The organism is Armatimonadota bacterium, assembly GCA_031459715.1.
Classification (GTDB): domain Bacteria; phylum Sysuimicrobiota; class Sysuimicrobiia; order Sysuimicrobiales; family Humicultoraceae; genus Humicultor; species Humicultor tengchongensis.
Genome location: JAVKIA010000013.1, coordinates 39,332 through 57,741, shown reverse-complemented (window position 1 = coordinate 57,741; position 18,410 = coordinate 39,332). Strand labels below are relative to the sequence as shown.

General features: G+C 70.4%; 14 protein-coding genes. 4 read left to right on the top strand and 10 right to left on the bottom strand.

The features are described from left to right. Window positions 1-17 precede the first annotated feature (17 nt). On the bottom strand, window positions 18-4,325 hold the full coding sequence (locus tag QN152_06915; GenBank protein MDR7539250.1) for a DEAD/DEAH box helicase: 4,308 nt from the start codon (window positions 4,323-4,325) through the stop codon (window positions 18-20). A 322-nt stretch (window positions 4,326-4,647) separates the two neighbouring features. Here QN152_06915 and QN152_06910 point away from each other — a divergent pair, with 322 nt between their 5' ends. Then, window positions 4,648-5,532 carry a xanthine dehydrogenase family protein subunit M gene (locus tag QN152_06910; GenBank protein ID MDR7539249.1) on the top strand — a complete coding sequence of 295 codons (885 nt, stop codon included), beginning with the start codon at window positions 4,648-4,650 and terminating at the stop codon, window positions 5,530-5,532. On the opposite strand, the gene QN152_06905 is transcribed toward QN152_06910, so the two are convergent. The 9 genes from QN152_06905 to QN152_06865 form a co-directional block, all read right to left on the bottom strand. Next, window positions 5,529-7,691: a glycosyltransferase gene (locus tag QN152_06905; protein MDR7539248.1), complete on the bottom strand. Its 2,163-nt coding sequence runs from the start codon at window positions 7,689-7,691 to the stop codon at window positions 5,529-5,531. The genes QN152_06910 and QN152_06905 overlap by 4 nt on opposite strands. Window positions 7,692-7,856: 165 nt before the next feature. Beyond that, window positions 7,857-8,765, bottom strand: a complete 909-nt coding sequence (locus tag QN152_06900; protein MDR7539247.1) for a TIGR01777 family oxidoreductase — start codon at window positions 8,763-8,765, stop codon at window positions 7,857-7,859. A 204-nt stretch (window positions 8,766-8,969) separates the two neighbouring features. Continuing rightward, window positions 8,970-9,377, bottom strand: a complete 408-nt coding sequence (locus tag QN152_06895; GenBank protein ID MDR7539246.1) for a DUF5668 domain-containing protein — start codon at window positions 9,375-9,377, stop codon at window positions 8,970-8,972. A gap of 63 nt (window positions 9,378-9,440) precedes the next feature. Next, the gene (locus QN152_06890; protein MDR7539245.1) at window positions 9,441-9,707 is read right to left on the bottom strand and encodes a hypothetical protein; all 267 of its coding nucleotides are present in this window, start codon (window positions 9,705-9,707) and stop codon (window positions 9,441-9,443) included. A gap of 669 nt (window positions 9,708-10,376) precedes the next feature. Continuing rightward, the gene (locus tag QN152_06885; GenBank protein ID MDR7539244.1) at window positions 10,377-11,504 is read right to left on the bottom strand and encodes an ABC transporter permease; all 1,128 of its coding nucleotides are present in this window, start codon (window positions 11,502-11,504) and stop codon (window positions 10,377-10,379) included. Then, window positions 11,497-12,501 (bottom strand): ABC transporter ATP-binding protein, encoded by a 1,005-nt coding sequence (locus tag QN152_06880; GenBank protein ID MDR7539243.1) that lies wholly within the window; start codon window positions 12,499-12,501, stop codon window positions 11,497-11,499. Before QN152_06880 ends, QN152_06885 begins: the two co-directional genes overlap by 8 nt. Then, complete coding sequence (locus QN152_06875; protein ID MDR7539242.1) at window positions 12,501-13,412, bottom strand: ABC transporter ATP-binding protein; 912 nt, start codon at window positions 13,410-13,412, stop codon at window positions 12,501-12,503. Before QN152_06875 ends, QN152_06880 begins: the two co-directional genes overlap by 1 nt. Further along, entirely contained in the window at window positions 13,409-14,716 is a 1,308-nt protein-coding gene (locus QN152_06870; protein MDR7539241.1) for an efflux RND transporter periplasmic adaptor subunit, read from the bottom strand. The genes QN152_06875 and QN152_06870 overlap by 4 nt, the downstream gene beginning before the upstream one ends. Before the next feature lie 57 nt (window positions 14,717-14,773). Further along, window positions 14,774-15,487, bottom strand: a complete 714-nt coding sequence (locus QN152_06865; GenBank protein MDR7539240.1) for a TetR/AcrR family transcriptional regulator — start codon at window positions 15,485-15,487, stop codon at window positions 14,774-14,776. Between the two features lie 204 nt (window positions 15,488-15,691). On the opposite strand from QN152_06865, the gene QN152_06860 reads away from it, so the two are divergent. From QN152_06860 to QN152_06850, 3 genes are all read left to right on the top strand, one after another. Then, on the top strand, window positions 15,692-16,741 hold the full coding sequence (locus tag QN152_06860; GenBank protein ID MDR7539239.1) for an ABC transporter substrate-binding protein: 1,050 nt from the start codon (window positions 15,692-15,694) through the stop codon (window positions 16,739-16,741). 109 nt (window positions 16,742-16,850) lie between these two features. Continuing rightward, a complete protein-coding gene (locus QN152_06855) occupies window positions 16,851-17,627 on the top strand; it encodes an ABC transporter ATP-binding protein (protein MDR7539238.1) in 777 nt (258 codons plus the stop codon). Continuing rightward, window positions 17,627-18,394 carry an ABC transporter permease gene (locus QN152_06850; GenBank protein MDR7539237.1) on the top strand — a complete coding sequence of 256 codons (768 nt, stop codon included), beginning with the start codon at window positions 17,627-17,629 and terminating at the stop codon, window positions 18,392-18,394. The genes QN152_06855 and QN152_06850 overlap by 1 nt, the downstream gene beginning before the upstream one ends. Window positions 18,395-18,410: the final 16 nt, after the last annotated feature.

The following is an 18,410-nucleotide window of genomic DNA, read 5'->3' as shown; positions in this document are numbered from 1 at the left end:
GCACCCCTCCGTCTCAGTTACCGGCCCTCGGTTACCTGCAGGGATTGCAGGCGGCTTCTGAGGGCTCCCAGCGATCCGACCTCCACCGGGACGCCGTCCCGGTAGGCGATGAACTGGTTGGCAAAGGCTGACACCCGTCCGCCGGGCAGAAGGATGCCGACGAGGTTCAGAGGATCGGCGCTGCTGACCAGCACCAGCTCAGCGGAGGGAGACTGGCGGCGAATCGTGCGCAGCGCGTCCACGGCTTCGGGCAGGGAGAATTGCTCCCCCAGGAACGCGCCGACGAACCGCCCGGCGCGCACCTCGCCGCGGGCCTCCAGGCGCCGGTAGACCTCCAGCAGCGCCCGCCAGGGCGGGACGGCGCTCTCCCGCGCCAGCAGGTCGCGGAAGACCACGCCATATCGGCGCAGGAGCTGCCGGGCCACAAACTCCGTGCGCGCGGCGGACGGGGGAACTTCATCCTCCCCCCCCCACAGCGACCAGCGTCCCACCGGCATCAGCCGGGGAGGAATGCGGCCGCCGCGCAGGACGCGCAGGCGGCGGCGCAGGCCGCGGCGCTTCACCTCCGGCTGCAGCAGCACCCGCAGCCCGGCGATTCCGTCCCCGGTGACCAGGCCGCGCGCCACCAGCTCCCACAGCGCGTCCTCCACCGCAGCGGGAACATAGCCAGTGCCGCGGGCGATGTCGGTGAGGAACGATGCGCCGCGCTGCTCCAGGTAGGCCGCCACATCGCGCGCCTCCTGGGAGAGGCCCTCTGTTTCCGACCACCGCGGCCGCACGGGGAGCAGATAGGGCAGGTCCTCCCGCAACAGCAGGGCCAGAGGTGCCTGCCGGGAGGGTGCCTGCCAGGCCCGTCGCGGCCGGTGATCCTCTCCCTCGCCGTTGTCGGGAGGCTCTCTGCGGGCGAGCCGGCCCCAGGCCACGACACCGCTGAGGCAGAGGCCCTCCAGGTCCGCCGGGTCGTAGCGGGCGACCCGCCCGGGGAGCACCCACTGCTCCCAGGCGGGCGCGGGGAGTTCCAGCCCCTGCAACTGCCCGATGACCGCCACCAGCCCTTCGCGACCGTGCAGTTGCGTCCCCGGGGCCAGGTGCTGCCAGCGCAGGAGGAAGCGGACGAAGTCGGCCGTGGTCACCGGCTCGATCTCCCTCCGCAGCCGGCCCAGGGTCAGCCGGTGGATCCGCGCCAGGAGGTGCCGCTCGCACCACTCCACCTGATCGGGCGCAGCCTCGGGGGTGAAGCGGCCGCGCAGGGCCACTCCGCGCCCTTCCAGGCCGGCCAGGGCCCTCTGCACGACGGACCCAGGCAGTCCGAGGCGGGAGGCGAGCGCATGCGCCGTGACCGGGCCGAGGATCTCCAGCCAGCCCTGTACGACCGCCTCCGCAGCCTCCTCCTCCGTAAAGGCGCGCACCCCCGGCGGATCGGTGACGGGCGGATCGAGGGTAACCGGCCCCAACAGGGCCCGGACCAGGGGCAGGCGCTCCGCCGCCACCAGGCCCCGGCGCAGGCCGTCGGGGCCCTCCCAGGAGGCCAGCGCTGCGCGTCCCGCCGTCCGCAGCGCATCGCTCCACGCCTCCCACGCCGCGGCATCCGGCAGCGGCAGCAGGCCCAGGGAGAGCAGGAGGTCGTGCAGCTCGTCCGCATCGCGCACGTCCGGCCAGGCTTGCGCCCGGACGAGGGCGATGGCCTCCGGATCCAGCGCCCCCCACCCTGAGGCCAGGTCCGGAGCGGTCCGCCGCAGGGCGACGGCCCGGGCCCGGCGCTCCTCCAGCGGGGCGTCGTCAAGGAATGCGTAGGGGTTGGCGTGCAGGATCTCGTGGGACATCAGCGACGGCGCCGCCGTCTCCACGGAGAGCGTGCGGATCTCCCCGCGCTCGATGGCCTGGAGCACTGCCCGCAGCCCGTCCACATCCATGGCTTCCTGCAGACAGTTGCGGATGGTCTCGCGCACCAGCGGGTGGTCCGGGGGGACGATGGGGCCGGCATGGTTGTCCTGGCAGGCCACCTGTGCGGGAAAGACGGCGGCCAGCAGGTCGTCGGCCCGCATCCGCTGCAGGGGCATGGGCACCCGGCGGCCGCGCTCGAATCTCAGCACGGCCAGGGCGCGCGACGCGTTCCACCGCCAGCGGTTGGCGAACAGGGGCGAAGGGAGCACGGCTTGGACCAGGTCATCCTCCAGGGTGGCCGGGTGCACGAAGCTCCAGATGCTGTCCAGAGGGAACGCGTGCTGCTCCCCCAGCGACAGGACGATTCCGTCGTCGGTGGCCGCGGCCTGGAGCTCAAAGTCGAAGGTGAGGCAGAAACGCTTGCGCAGGGCGAACCCCCAGGCGCGGGTGATCCGCCCGCCAAAGGGCAGGTGCAGCACCAGCTGCATCCCGCCGGCCTCGTCGAAGAAGCGCTCGGCGATCACGATGCGCTGTGTGGGCACGGCGCCCAGCACCTGCGCGGTCTCCGCCAGGTAGGCTACGATCTGCTCCGCCCCGGCCCGGGACACCCCTGTCTCCACCTGCAGCCAGGCGACGGCGGCCTGCGGGTCCAAGAGCCGCGTTTCCACCTCCGCCCGCAGCTCGGCAACCGCCCGCGACAGCTCGGCGGAGCGGGCCGGCGCCTCGCCGATCCAGAAAGGAATGGTGGGCTTCGCCCCGTGCGCGTCCTCCACACGCACCCTCCCCCGTTCCACCCGCTTGATGCGCCAGGCCCGGTTGCCCAGGAGGAAGACGTCGCCGCCCATGGCCTCCTGAGCGAACTCCTCGTTCACTTTGCCCAGGAGCGCACCACTGGGCTCCTCCACCACGTCGTAGTCGGCCACGTCGGGAATGGCCCCTCCCGAGGTGATGGCGGCAATACCAGCGCCGCGGCGAGCACGCACCACGCCGTGCACCCGGTCGCGGTGCAGGTAGGCGGAACGCCGCCCCCGCCCGGTGGCCATCCCCTCAGCGAGCATCTGCAGGACCGCCTCGAACTCACCGCGGGTGAGGTCGCGGTAGGGCGCGGCGCGACGCACAAGTCCCCAGAGATCCTCTTCGGCCATCTCTCCGCTGGCGGCGATAGCCACCACCTGCTGGGCCAGGATATCAAGGGGCTTGTGAGGGATGGTGACGCGGTCCAGCTCCCCCGCGCGGACGGCCCGCACCGCCGCCGCGCACTGCACCAGCTCGTCGCGGGTGAGCGGATAAAGGATGCCTTTGGGCGTGGCCTCCAGGCCGTGGCCCGACCGGCCCACCCGCTGCAGCAAGGTGGACAGGAGACGCGGCGCGCCCACGTGGCAGACCAGGTCCACGTGCCCGATGTCGATGCCCAGCTCCAGGGAGGCGGTGGCCACCACCACCGGCACCTCTGCGGCCTTCAACCGCTGCTCCGTCCCCAGGCGGGTCTCGCGGGAAAGCGACCCGTGGTGCGCCGCCACCTTCTCCCGGCCCAGCCGACCGCTGAGCTGGTGGGCCACCCGCTCCACCTGGCGGCGCGTGTGCACGAAGACCAGGGTGGTGCGGTGCGCCCGCACCTGAGCCGCGATGCGGTCGTAGACCTCCTGCCAGAGCTCGTTGGTGGTGATGGGGCCAAGCGGCTGGTCGGGCACCTCGATGGCCAGATCCAGGGGCCTCCGGTGGCCCACGTCCACCACGGCGCAGTCCACGGTGCCGTCAGGACGCAGGTTGGCGGCGCCCACCAGCAGCGCGGCGATCTCCCCAATGGGCTTCTGGGTGGCGGACAGCCCGATCCGCTGCAGGGGGTGGCCAGCCAGGGCGTCCAGCCGCTCCAGCGACAGGGCCAGGTGGGCGCCGCGCTTGTCGCCGGCCACAGCGTGGATCTCGTCGACGATCACCGTCTCCGCCGTGCGCAGGAACGCCCGACTGCCGGCGGCGGTGAGCAGGATGAAGAGCGACTCCGGGGTGGTGATGAGGACGTGCGGCGGCCGGCGCCGCATCCGCTCGCGCTCGCGCGCCGGGGTGTCTCCGCTGCGCACGGCGATACGGAGCTCGGGGAGCGCCAGCCCCGCAGATGTAGCCCGCTGGCGAATCCCGCGCAGCGGCTCCTGCAGGTTTTTCTCGATGTCGTTGCCCAGCGCCTTGAGGGGAGAGACGTAGACCACCTGGGTGCGGTCGGGTAGCGCCCCCGCCAGCCCCTGTTCCACCAGCCGGTTGATCGCCCAGAGGAAGGCAGCCAGGGTCTTCCCTGAGCCGGTGGGCGCGGCGATGAGGGTGTGCCGGCCCGAGGCGATCTCCCGCCACCCCGCCCGTTGTGGGGCGGTGGGTCCACCGAAGCGGTCAGTGAACCACCCGGCGACCAGTGGATGAAAGGGTAGACCGAGCAGCGTGGACCTCATCATACCTGTCACACGTCTTCGATACCCGGGCCTCCAACTCCCCCGACCACACAGGCCGCAACCGGCCGCTGACGGATAGCGGGACTGATCGTGATGGCCATCCTGGTGACTGTCGGCTTGCGCTTCATCCCCCCTGACCCTCTTCTCCTTCAAGGTCTCCGTAGGTGCCGATGCGGTGCCCCGCCACGTTGATCACGTCGTCCAGGACCTCGATGGTCCGGTCGTCCATACCAGCCTCTTCCAGGAACTCTCCTACATTCGCCGCCGCCCCGGGGCCCCTTGTCGCCGGCAGGGAAGACGCCAGCTGCCCGCGTAACAGTGGGGTGTGATTCCGGCGCCGTTTGCCTACCACGCGCCCGCATCGCTGAGGGAAGCCCTGCAGCTGCTGGCCACTCACGGCGACAAGGCCAGGCTGCTGGCGGGCGGCCACAGCCTCCTGCCGCTGATGAAGCTGCGCCTGGCCACCCCCGCGCACCTCATCGACCTGAGGCGGATCGACGACCTGCGCGGCATCCGCCTGGAAGATGGCCGTGTGGTGGTGGGGGCGATGACCACCCACTGGATGATCGAGTCCTCGGACCTGCTGCGGCAGCATATCCCCCTGCTGCCGCAGACTGCGGCGTGCATCGGCGACCTCCAGGTGCGGAACATGGGGACGATCGGCGGTAGCCTGGCCCACGCCGACCCTGCCGCTGACTATCCGGCCGCTGTGCTGGCCCTGGAGGCGGAGGTGGTGGCGGAGGGGATGGAGGGACGGCGCAGGATCGCCGCGGGCGAGTTCTTCACTGGCCTGTATGCCACGGCGCTGCGCCCGGGGGAGATCCTGGTGGAGGTGCGCCTGCCGCTGCCACCGCCGGGCTCGGGGAGCGCCTACCTGAAGTTTCCCCACCCCGCCTCAGGCTTCGCCGTGGTGGGCGTAGCCGCCCTGGTGACCACAGACCGCGGGGGCCGCTGCACTCAGGTGCGGGTGGGTGTCACCGGCGTGGCGCCGGTCCCCTACCGGGCAGTGGCGGTGGAGGAGGCGTTGCAGGGGATTGCTCCGACAGCGGAGGCGCTGGCGGCGGCGGCGGCGAAGGCGGCGGAGGGTGTGGAGGTCAACGCTGATATCTTCGCCTCCGCCGACTACCGGCGTCACCTGGCCACCGTATTCACCAGGCGGGCGCTGCAGGCCGCGCTCCAGTACCCGCAGGCCTTCGGGGGCGCAGGCTAGGCGCGGGTCCGGACCTGTGGAGGGCTGGCCCGCCGCACCGGCGCGCCCAGCGGCGCCGGCGTGATGCGCAGACCGGCGCGGTAGAGGGTGTACGGCGGCAGTTCGATGACCTCGCTGTGCACCACCGTGGCGGTGTGAGCCACGCGGCTGGTCCAGGCGGCGAGACGGAAGGTGGAGCCCACGGCCAGCGGCTGTGGGAAGAGGACCAGGGCGCCGCGCTCGCTCACGTCCTGGGTGACCCCCCAGACCTCGTCTCCGTCCACCTCGACGCGCACAGGAAGATGCCAGCGCCGTCGCGGGGTGCGCCGCCGTTCCCGCCGCCAGGCAGCGGCTCCCAGCCGGTCCATGGGGCGGCTCACCTCCGCCACAAACTTCCGCTGGGCAAAGAGGATGACAAACGAGGTGAGGAAGTCCCGCGTCTCGGGGCGCAGCCCCCGCAGGCGCAGTCCCACGTGCAGCCCGTTAGGCGTCTCCCGCTGGAAGACCACCTCACCGTCCAGGCCGACGCGCTGGTCGAACCAGAGGAACTGCACCCAGACTTGCTTGGCCTCGAAGGGGACCTGCGGCACCAGCAGGCCCGCTCCCTCCTCGTGGATGTCCACCAGGACACCAATGCCGGTGTCTCCTTGCTCGCCCGCGTAGCGCACGGGCACGGCCACGGGAAGGCGGTACCGCGCTCGCCGCTCTACCTTCTTCAGGGCGAACCACACGGCCCAGATGGTCAGCCAGACGTGCCAGGAGGCCCACAGGAGGTTGCCCGCATATCCCAGCGGGTCCGGATCCACGCCCAGGACGAAGCGCGTGGTGCCCGCGTAGACGGCCAGGTCGTTGGTGGTGAAGACAAAGAGCACGGGCAGGAGCACCGGCCAGGGCGGGCGGTCTGAAGCCACGGGAGGGCGGAACTCTTCTTGGCCGCGGGCCCTCCGGAGCAGGGCGGCTGTGCTCTTGATTGAGGTGTAGAAGCGCACCATGCTGTAGTGCGCGTTGAGCAGGGCCATGCCGTGGCCGCGGCAGGCCAGCTTGTAGGCCAGCAGCAGCAAGCCGTAGACCAGGCCGAGGCGGGCGAGGAGGGCCGCCTCCAGCGCACGCACCGGTAGGATCCCCGTGAACAGGTAGACGGGCGGCGTCAGATAGAAGACGAGCTTCTGCCAGCCTTCCAGGGGGGCGGTCAGCGTGGCCAGGTAGCTGAGGCGCTGGGGCAGGGAGAGGCCACGGACGGTGAGGGGGTTGGCGCAGCGCAGGAGCTGCATCGCCCCTCGGTCCCAGCGCAGGCGCTGCGCGTGGTAGGGGCCGGCGGCCACCGCGGCCAGGCCGTAGGCCAGAACCTCGTTGTGGTAGACCGACCTCCACCCGCGTCCGTGCAGGCGCAGGGAGGTATGGAGACCTTCCGCCACCACCTCCGGGGCGAAGCCGCCCGCATCCTCCAGAGCGCTGCGCCGCAAGACCGCGCAGGTGCCGGTGTAGAGTGCGGCGTTCCAGCGGTCCTTCCCCGGCTGGATCACGCGGAAGAAGAGGACCTGGTCGTGCCACGTACGCCGGGACTCCACATCGAACCGGTGCTGGTAGGAGTCAACGTTGTAGAAGTCCTGCGAGGTCTGGACGAAAGCCACCCGGGGGTCGGCGAAGTAGCCCAAGGTGCGGTCGAGGAACTCGGGAGCAGAGACCTGGTCGGCGTCGAAGACGGCGACGAACTCGGCGTGGCTGTCGGCCAGCGCCCGGTTCAGCGTCTCCGCCCTGCTGCCGCCTGCCGCCGCCAGGTAGCGGCAGCCGAACTCCCCGGCCATCTGCGCCACCTCCGGCCTGCCGCCGGCATCGAGCACCCAGGTGGCGTGCGGGTAGCGCAGGGCGAGGGCTCCCAGCACGGCACGACGCACCATCCAGGGGGGCTCGTCCCTGACCACTATCAGGACGTCAACGCTGCGTCCGGGGAGGGCCGGCGGGGCGGACCGCCGCGTGGGGCGCCACGCCGTGAAGAAGAGCAGGCCGGCGGCCGCGACCCCGTAGAGCTCGGCCGCCCAGACGGGGAGGGCCAGCCAGAGGGCCTGCGTGTTCAGGGTGAAGAAAAGCCGCCAGACCAGGTAGACGACCCCCGCTGCCAGCGCCAGGAGCATGGCGGCCTGGCGGATCCGGGAGGGAAGCCGGTCGGGCTGCGGTTCCACCAGCGGTAGTTTTGCCCAACCCCTACCTCCCCCAGTCTCCGCCCGTACCCACAGGGGGATCCCCGCGCGTGCCGTCCCAACCATCCACAAGCGGGTGGAGCGGCCTCAACGCAGTAAGAGCGGCCCACCGCAGCAAGGGCCTCTCTCACCGTAGCGAGAGCCGTCTCACCGCAGCAGGTGGTGCAGTGCCTCTTCCAGCGAGGGGTAACGGAAGGTGAAACCGGAGGCCAGCAGCCGCGCCGGGTAGACCCGCTGGCTGGCCAGGATTTCCCGGCCGAGCTCCCCCATGACCAGGCGCAGGACGAAGGCCGGCACCACAAAGAACGCCGGACGACCGAGCACTCGAGCCAGCGTGCGGGTGAACTCCGCGTTGGTCACCGGCTGAGGGGCGGCCAGGTTCACCGGCCCATCCACGGTCTCCGCAGTCAGCAGGTGACCGACCGCCTGCACCCAGTCGTCGATGGTGATCCAGGGCATGTACTGCCTGCCGCTGCCCAGACGCCCGCCCAGGCCCAGGCGAAACAGCGGCAGCAGGGGTACCAGGAAGCCCCGCCGCGCGTCCAGGACGTTGGCGGTCCGCAGGTGCACCACGCGGATACCGGCGCGCCGCGCTGGCTCCGCCGCGGCCTCCCACTCGCGGCAGAGGCGTGCCAGGTAGGTGTCGCCCGGGGGGCTCTCCTCGGTGAGTACCTCCGCTCCCCGGTCCCCGTAATAGCCCACGGCCGAGGCGGAGAGGAAGACGCGGGGACGCCGCGCCAGCGCGGCCAGCGTCTCCGCCAGCAGCCGCGTCCCGCCCACCCGGCTGCCGGCGATGCGCGCCTTCTTCGCCTGTGTCCAGCGCACGGCGGCGATGCGCTCCCCGGCCAGATTGATCACGGCGTCGACCCCTTCCAGCGCCGCCGCGTCGATGGTCCCGGCCTCCGGATTCCAGGGCACCGCCTCAAGGGTACTGGGGCGGGGGCTGCGCACGAGCCGGCGGACGCGGTGCCCCTGGTGCTGCAGCAGGGCGACGAGCGCAGAGCCCAGGTGCCCGCTCGCCCCGGCCACCACCACGGTCAGCGAAGAGTCGGCCACGACACCCCCCGAGTGCTGCGCGCTCCTTTTGACGCCGCCGGAGAGGACTCCTGGCGGCAGGGATCTGTGCCATCCCCCGCGCGTGCTGCGGGGGTGCGGCGCACCCCCAGGAACCCCAACACGTGCAAGGTCTGCAGCCTCAAGCAGATCAAGGAGGAAATCGCGACCCTCCGGTGGTCTCCGGTGGTGCGCCCTGCGCCCCGGTCAGCGGCTGCGCCCGTACCAGTCGCGCAGCAGCAACGCTCCCCCGAGGACGATGAGGATGAGCGCGGGGAGGGCCCGCCCGCCCAGGGCCTCGTCGATGAGGAAGGCCAAGCCGAGCCCGATGAGGATGACGGCGTTGGTGGGAAAGCTCCGTCGTGGCCGGACCACCCACGGTCCAGCTGGTGCGGGGGAAGGGGGCTCAGCGGGAGAAAGCGGCGGCCCGGCGGCAGGCTCCGTGGAAGACCGCCGCAGCAGGATGATCAGGCCGATGGCGATGAGGACCAGCGGCCACCAGCGGCCCAGAGCTGCCCAGGAGAAGTAACCGAAGTTGCTGAGGAGGAAGAGCACTCCCAACCCCAGCAACAGCAGACCTCCCAGGAACCGATTGGCCCCTCGGGGCTCGTCCATCACCGCTCCTCCATCCCGTGGCGGCGAGCCACCCCGCGCCGGAGTGCAACCCAGAAGGAAACGTTAGACTAGGCGGGGGAGGTTGTCGAGGATCTTCAGCAGGGTGCGTCCCTCGCGCTTGGCCTGCGCGCGGGCACGGAGGAAGGCCTGGCGGTGTTCCCTCAGCAGCCGGGACCGCTGCTCCCGCTCCCGGCGGAGGGTCTCCCGCGCCTGCTGCAACGTCTGACGCTGCTCCCGGAAGGTACGGCGCAGGATCTCCCGGTGCAGCGCGTGATGCCCGCTCCCAGGTACGCTGGCGCGGGTGAAGAGAAATCCGCGGCGCGGATCCATACGGGTAGCCCCTCCTGGCCCAGGCTACCCGCCCACTGGCACTGGCCGAAATCCGCCGGGAGCCCGAATTTCTCCTCAGGTAGGCGCCCGAGTTCCCCTCGGGTCGGCGCCCGATGGCGCCTGGCCACGCCTGCCAACGGTACAAGATCGCTGGGGGAATCGGCGTCGGCATGGAGATAATCGAGGCCATGAAGCTAATACCGCTTGCATACCAGCGGAAAATCCTGTCCCGTGTTTGGAACTCCCAGTTTGCCTTGCCATACACATTCTCGATTTCTGTCCGCGTGGAACCCAAACCGAGCCCCTCCGCAGTCCGGTATCGGAGATTATGCGCGTTTCTTGCTGGATCACGCACCATGTGGACATGGATCGAGATGACACGATTGTTCAGGTCAGGCCGCGTGACTATCTCCCACCCAATCCATAAGTGACCTCGCAGAGGTACGTTCGGGAACCCGACCCCGGTTGCGCCAATGCGGTCAGTATTGTAGTCAAGCACCTGTAGGGGATCTCCAAGTTCTTGCCTGAAGCGATCGATGCTCCACGTCAACTCATAGGACCCCAGCGACTTGCCGGGCACGACAAGGAATGTCGCCTCTTGCGCGCGGAGAGGTGAAACCACCAGTGCTGTGATGACAATGACAAGAGGATGGAAGGAGCTTCTTGGGCCTATTCCAGCCGCTTCTGAAAGCGCAGGACGCTTGCGGTGAAGAAGACCATGCCCAGAATGGCCAGGGGGACGATCTGACTGCCCAGCTCCGCCAGGCCGATCCCTTTCAGGATGATACCGCGGACGATGATCAGGAAGTAGGTCAGGGGGATGGCGTAACCGATCCACTGGATGACCGGCGGCATGCCTTCCCGGGGAAACATGAAGCCTGAGAGCAACACCGTGGGCAGGAAGACGAAGAAGGCCGCCTGCATGGCCTGGCGCTGCGTGCGGGAGACAGTGGAAACCAGGATGCCCTGTCCCAGCGTGGTCAGGTAGAAGACCAGCGCCAGCGCGTAGAGCAGCAGGAGACTGCCGCGGATGGGGACGCGGAACCAGTAGGCTCCAATCAGGAGGGCCAGGGTGATGTCCAGGTAGCCCAGCACCACGTACGGGAGGATCTTCCCCAGCATGAGCTCCGCGCGGCGGATGGGGGTGGCCACGAGTTGCTCCAGCGTCCCCAGCTCGCGCTCCCGGACGATGGCGATGGCCGTGAGCATTAGCGTGAGCATGCTCAGGATCACCGCCAGCAGGCCCGGCACCATGAAGTTCACGCTGCGCAGGTCGGGGTTGTACCAGGCGCGGGTGCGCACCTCCAGCGGCGTGCCGCGCACGGGCACACCGGCCCTGCTCAGCAGGCGGGTGGCGATCTCCAGCGACGCCACCTGCCCGATGGCCTCCGCCGTGGAGAGGGCGCTCCGGGCCACCAGCGGGTCGGACGCGTCTACGATCACCTGCACCCGGGCGGGGCGGCCGGCCTGCAGCGCCTGGGCCAGGTCCGGAGGAATGACGATTCCCACGCGGGCAGACCCGCCATCGATGCGGGCCTGCACCTCCTGCAGGTTGGCGGCATACGCCGTGATGTGGAAGAAGCGGGAGTTGACGAAGCGCTGCAGCAGCGCCCGGCTCTCCTGGCTCTGTGACTGATCGAATACCACCGTGGGCAGGTGCTCCACCTCCGTGGTGATGGCGTAGCCGAAGAGCAGGAGCTGGATCACCGGCATGAGCAACGCCATGGCCAGGGTGCGCCGGTCGCGCGCCAGCTGCACGAACTCCTTGATGATAATGGCGGCCAGGCGCCTACCCACCACTCGGTCCTCTATTGGGGGTGGTGGCCGGTGGGGACTGCGCTGCGGCGGGCGTCTCCGCGGGCTCCACCAGGGAGATGAAGACCTCCTCCAGAGAGGGGCCGCGGGGGGCGATGCGCCGCACCAGCACCCCTCGGGTCCGCAGGGCATCGGCCACCTGAGGCACCGCCCCATGGGGGTCGTCCACCAGGGCGCGGATGGCCACCCCGTGCAGCGCTGCGTCCCGCACCACGGGCAGGTCGCCCAGCACAGCCAGCGCCTCCGCCCAGGGGTCGGCCAGGACCTCCAGCAGCCCCCCGCGGATGGCGGTGTGCTTGATCCACGCGGGGCTGCCCTGGGCGACGATGCGCCCTCCGTGGATGAAGGCCAGGGTGGTGCAGTGCTCCGCCTCATCCATGTAGTGGGTGGTCACCAGCACGGTGGTCCCCTCGTCGGCGAAGCGGTAGATCAGCTCCCAGAACCCGCGCCGCTGCAGGGGGTCGATCCCCGACGTGGGCTCGTCCAGCAGCAGAAGCTCGGGGCGGTGCAGGACGGCGCAGCCCAGAGCCACGCGCTGCCGCCACCCGCTGGGGAGGGTGCCCACCAGCTGCCGCTCCCTGCCGGCCAGTCCCGCCTCCTCCAGCCAGGCCCGGACCTTCCGCGCCCGCTCCCGGGGCGGCAGGCCGTAGATGCGGCCGTAGAAGTGCAGCAGCTCGCCCACGCTGAGGTCATCGTACATGCTGGCGCGCTGCCCCATGTAGCCCACGCGCGCCTTGACCGCTTCGGGATCGCGGCGGACGTCGACGCCCAGCACGTACGCCGTCCCCGCGGTGGGCGGCAACAGGCCGCATAGCATGCGAATAGTGGTGGTTTTGCCGGCGCCGTTGGGCCCGAGAAAGCCAAAGACCTCGCCGCGGGCGATGGTGAGGTCGATGTGGTCCACGGCGACGAACTCGCCGAAGCGTTTGGTCAGGCCCCGGGCCTCCACGGCCGGCTCCCCCGCCACGGCCTGCGTCATCAGACTCCCGGCGCAAGCAGCGCCACGAAGACGTCTTCCAGGGAAGGCTCCAGAGGCCGGATCTCCTGCACGGTGATCCCCTCCGCGGCCAGCCGCAACCGGATGGGCCCGGCTGCGCCCGCGTCAGACACCAGCAGGTGCAGGCTCTCCCCGAAGAGCGTGCTCTGCCGCACCTGGGGCATGCGGCGGGCCACGGCCAGGGCCGCTCGCCTCGGCTCGGCCACCACCTCCAGCAGGACTCCCGGAAGGCGCTCCTTCATCTCCCCCGGGGACCCCACGCTGAGGATGCGCCCGCGATGCATCAGCGCCACCCGCGTGCAGCGCTCCGCCTCGTCCATGTATGGGGTGGCCAGGATCACGGTCTTCCCCTGCCGGTTGAGCTCGTAGAGGATCTGCCAGAACTCGCGGCGCGAGACCGGGTCCACGCCGGTAGTGGGCTCGTCCAGCAACAGGACTTCCGGCTCGTGGATCAGCGCCGCGGCCAGCGCCAGCTTCTGCCGCATCCCCCCGGAGAGGTGCTCGGCCTGGCGACGGGCGAAGGGCGACAGACGGCTGAAGGCCAGCAGGCGCTGCATGCGCTCGGCCATGACCGGACGGGCCAGGGCATAGGTCTCGGCGATGAACTGCAGGTTCTCCAGCACGGTCAGGTCGCGCCACAGGGCGAAGGCCTGGGGCACGTAGCCCACTACCGCCTTCACCTCATCCGGCGCCGCGCGGACGTCGGCGCCACCGACGCGCGCGGTGCCCTCGCTGGGCGCCAGGATGCCGCAGAGCATGCGCAACAGGGTGGTCTTTCCCGCGCCGTCCGGCCCCAGGAGGCCGAAGAGCTCGCCGCGACCGACCTCCAGGGAGACGCGGTCCACAGCCACCGTCTCGCCGAAGCGCCTGGTCAGCTCGGTGACGACGATCATCGCCGGCCCTGCGCGGGCTCCCGGCGGGGGGCGAGGCGGATGGTGGCGTCGGCCGGCATCCCCGGTTTGAGCAGATGGTCAGGATTGGGGATGGTTACCTTGACCGCAAAGACCAGCTTGACCCGCTCCTCCTGAGTCTGCACGTTCTTCGGGGTGAACTCCGCCTGCTGGGCGATCTCGGTGACGCTGCCGTGGAACGTCCGCTGAGGCAAGGCATCAGTCCTGACCTCCACCGGCTGCCCCAGAACAACCCTTCCCAGGTGCGGCAGGGGGACAAACAGGCGCACCCAGACCTCCTCCAGGTCCGCCACGGTGAGCACGGGCGCCCCTGCGGCGACTACCTCCCCCTCCCTGGCGTGCCTGGCCACGACCACGCCGTCGATGGGCGAGGTCAGCACGAGGTTCTCCTGCTGGCTGAGGAGGAGCTGGACACCGGCCTCAGCCTGCGCCACCTGGGCGGCCGCTGCGGCCACATCGGCACGGCGCTGGCTCAGCGTCACCTCCCCCGCACGGGCGGAGCGCGTGGCCGCCTCCGCCTGACGCACCTGCGCCTGCGCCGCGGCCACATCACGCTGGCGGATCTCTACCTGTCGCAGGTTGGCCCGCGCCAGCTGCAGCGCCGCCTCCGCCTGGCGGACGACCTCCCGGGCCGCAACTGCCTGGGCCCTGGCGGTGTCCACGGCGGCCTGCGCCGCGTCCACCTGCTGCGCGCTGACGGCGCCGTCGCGGTAGAGGGCCTGCAGGCGGGCCAGATCCCTCGCGGCCTTCTCATGGCTGACCCGGGCCACCTCGCTGCTGGCGCGCGCCGCCGCCAGCGCCGCCTCCGCCTGACGCACCGCCTCGGCCACCTGCGCCGCCGTCAGGTCCCGCGCCTCCCGCGCCTGCTGCAGCCGCGTCCGTGCGGCCTCCAGGGTGGCCTCCGCCTGGGCCACCGCCGCCTCCAGCAGCCGCTCCTGCAGCGTCACCGCCGCCTGGGCCAGTGCCAGCCGGGCGCGGGAGGCGGCCACGGCGGCCCGCGCCTGGGCCAGCTGCGCCTGCAGCTCGCGACCCTCGATGGTCACCAGCGGCACCCCGGCGCGCACCGTCTCCCCCTCGGCGGCGTGCAGCCGGAGGATCCGTCCGGGGACCTTGCTGGCCACGCTGACCTGGGAGGCCTCAACGGTCCCGGAGGCGGTGAGAACATCACTCTCCCCGCGGGTATTGCGCAGGGAGACAACGCCCGCCCAGGCCCCTCCCGCCAGGAGCAGCACCAGAAGGAGACGCAGAATCCACTCCGGCGAGTGGCGCGGGCTCTCAGGAGTCATGTGTGCAGGGCTCATCTTCGCAGGGCTCCCCTTCGCCAGCTCCTCTAAAGGGCTGCTCTACAGGGATCCTCTCCGCACAGCTCCCCTCCGCCCCCCGGTTCCTCCGGGGCGGGGGTGCAGCCCATTGCTCTCCGGCGCTGCGGCTGCGGCGCCATACAGGAAGATCCGTACCGCCTCCCTGACGATGTCATCGTAGGGGTAGGGGACCAGGCGGCGCTCCAGCAACACCTCCTGCATCAACACGAAGACCAGGAGCATCCCGGGAAAGATCCGGGAGGCAATGACCGGATTGAGGTCGCGGCGCAGCAGGCCGCGGCGTACTCCCTGGCGGAACACCTCCTCCAGGACGCCTGCCGCGTAGATCGGCAGCACCTCCATGTACTTCTTCCTGGCCGCAGGGCTGAGGGAGGGGAGCGCCGAGAGGAACACCTTGAGGAAGCGGGCCCGCGCCGGCACCTCCCGCACGATCCCGGAGGCAAAAGCCAGCAGGAGCCGCTCCAGGTCGTCCGCATCACCCAGTTCCGGCCCCCGCTGCAGCAGTGGCAGGAGGATGGGCTGGATGAGACGGGTGGGGATGTGCACCAGGAGGTCTTCCTTGCCCCGGAAATAGTTGTAGATGCTGCCCTCGGAGAGCCGCGCCGCCCGGGCGACCTCAGCCACGGTGGCCCGGTGGTAGCCACGGCGGGCAAAGACGCGGGCCGCCGCTGCCAGGATCTGGGCGCGGCGGGCCTCCTCCAGGCGGGCCTTGGCCTCAGGGGTGACGCGGGGCATCTCCAGCCAACCAAGGGATAAATGAGTGGGCGCTCACTCATTTATCCTCCCGCCGTACTCTAGCTGGCCCGGCCCCCGCTGTCAACCCGCCCGCAGGACGCGGAGGCCGCGGCAGCACGGCCCCTCCTCCTCAAGGAATCCCTCAGGCAGCCAGGGAAGTACTCCAGTGTCCACCGAGAGCACACCCGAACGGGAGGGGGTCCCATGAGAGGGCGATGGAATCTGCCGATGCTGGCGCTGTGCACCATCCTGCTGGTGGCAATGCTGCTGCCTGCCCCGTCGCCGGCGCAGCGCAGGCCGGTGACCTGGAAGTTCACCCTGGACTGGCTTATGCAGGGGCCGCAGGCCCCCTTCCTGGTGGCCCTGGAGAAGGGCTACTACGCCCGGGAGGGGATCACCCTGACCGTCGACCGCGGCTTCGGCTCGGCGGACGCGGTGACCAAGATCGCGGGTGGAGCCTACGACCTTGGGTACGCGGACATCAACTCCATGATCGAGTTCAACGCCCGCAATCCCGGCAAGGAGCTGGTGGCCATCGCCATCCTGCTCAATTCCCCACCCTTTTCCATCCTCACACTGCGCCGGGAAGGTATCCGCACGCCGCAGGACCTGGTAGGCAAGAAGCTGGGCGCGCCGGTGGGGGACGCGCCGCGCCGTCTCTTCCCGGTCTTCGCCCGGGCGGTGGGAATCCACCCCGAGTCCGTGGAGTGGGTGAGCATGGACGCTCCGCTGCGTGAGCCCTCGTTGATCCGCGGAACCGTTAACGCCATCACGGGCTTCTACTTCACGGCGTTCATCAACTTGAAGGTCGCCGGCGTCAGGCCCGAGGACATCGTCGCCTTCCTGTACAGCGACTACGGCCTGCCGCTGTACGGCAATGCGGTCATGGTGCCCAAGGCGCTGGCGGACCGCGAGCCGGAAGCGCTGCGCGGGTTCGTGCGTGCCTTCATCGCCGGGGTGAAGGACTCCGTCACCAACCCGCAGGAGGCCATCGCTGCCATCAAGAAGCGCGACCCCCTGGTCAACGAGAGCGTGGAGCTGGAGCGCCTGCTGCTGGCGTTGCGCACTAACGTCCTCACCCGGGAGGTGGCCGCTGACGGCTTCGGCGGGGTGCGCACCGAGCGGCTGGCCCGGGCCATCGATGCGGTGGCCGAGGCCTTCGGCCTGCCGACCAGACCCAAGTGGTACGAGGTGTTCAACGGCAAGTTCCTTCCGCCGAAGAAGGACCGCATGTTGCCCGCACTGCGACCGTGAATCCGTGGGCGGAGACGCCGCCGGCCTCTCCGCCCACGCCGACCGAGACAAGGCGAGCGATGTGCAGACGCATCAACGCGTGACTGTCACCGCGGTGACCGGGTTCTTCGTGCGCCTGGAGCACGTCAGCGCCAGTTACCAGCACGAGGGGCAGACCATCGCCGCGGTGGAAGATGTGACTCTGGGCGTCCCCCGGGGCGCCTTCGTCGCCGTCACCGGGCCCAGCGGGTGCGGGAAGACCACGCTGCTGAAACTGCTGGCCGGGCTGCTCCGCCCCACCCGCGGAGAGGTCTGGGTGGGCGGCGTGCCGGTGCGCGGGCCGCAGAAGAACGTGGGGATGGCCTTTCAGAACCCCATCCTCCTGCCCTGGCGGCGCACCTTGGACAACGTGCTGCTACCGCTGGAAATCGTTGAACCCCACAAGCGGCGCTTCCGGCAGCACCGGGCGGAGTACGCAGAGCGGGCCCGGATGCTGCTGGCCTCGGTGGGCATGGACGGGTTCGGCCAGCGCCACCCCTGGGAGATGTCGGGCGGGCAGCAGCAGCGGGTGAGCCTGTGCCGCGCCCTCATCCACCAGCCGGAGCTGCTCCTGCTGGATGAGCCCTTCGGCGCCCTGGACGCCTTCACCCGCGAGGAGCTGTGGCTGGTACTGCAGGGGCTGTGGCTGGAGCGACGGTTCACCGTCTTCCTGGTGACGCACGACCTGCGTGAAGCCATCTTCCTGGCGGACGTGGTCTACGTGATGAGCCCCCGCCCCGGCCGGTTGGTCTACGAGACCGCCGTACCCCTGGGTCGACCGCGCTCCCTGGAGGACACGTTCACCCCGGCATTCACCGAGACCTACCACGCCGTCCGCCGACACATCGGCGAGGGGGGAGGACGTTGATGCGCCGGCTGCGCTGGCGGGAGTGGGTGCCGCCGGGGCTGGTGATCCTGGGGGCCTTTGTCCTCTGGGAGGGGCTGGTGACTCTATTGCGCATCCCGGTCTTCATCCTGCCCGGGCCGACCGCTGTGTGGACCGCGTACCTGAAGTGGCAGGAGGCCATCTGGTTCAACGCGGCACAGACCCTCTACACCACGCTGGTGGGTTTCGGGCTGGCGCTGGCCGGGGGGATGGGGCTGGGGCTGGCCATCGGCTATTCCACCCTGGTCTACCGCGCGCTCTACCCCCTGCTGGTCGCCTTCAACAGCATCCCTAAGGTAGCCATCGTCCCGGTGCTGGTCATCTGGTTCGGCATCGGCACCATCCCGGCCATCCTCACGGCGTTCCTCATCTCCTTCTTTCCCATCGTCGTCAACGTGGCCACGGGCCTGGCCACCCTGGAACCTGAGCTGCAGGACGTGCTGCGGTCGCTGGGAGCGAGCAAGCGGGAGATCTTCTTGAAGATCGGCATCCCCCGCTCCCTCCCCTACTTCTTCGCCTCACTGAAGGTGGCGGCGACCCTGGCCTTCGTGGGCGCGGTGATCTCGGAGACGGTGGCGGCCAACCGGGGGATCGGCTACCTGATGATCGCCGCCAGCTCCCGCTTCGAGGTGCCCCTGGTCTTCGCCGGTCTGGTGGTGGTGGCAGCGATGGGGGTGGCGCTGTTCGTCCTTTTCGCCGTCATCGAGCGGCAGCTCACCGGCTGGGCCTACCGCGGGCAGGCCCTGTGACCCTGAGGACAGCCGG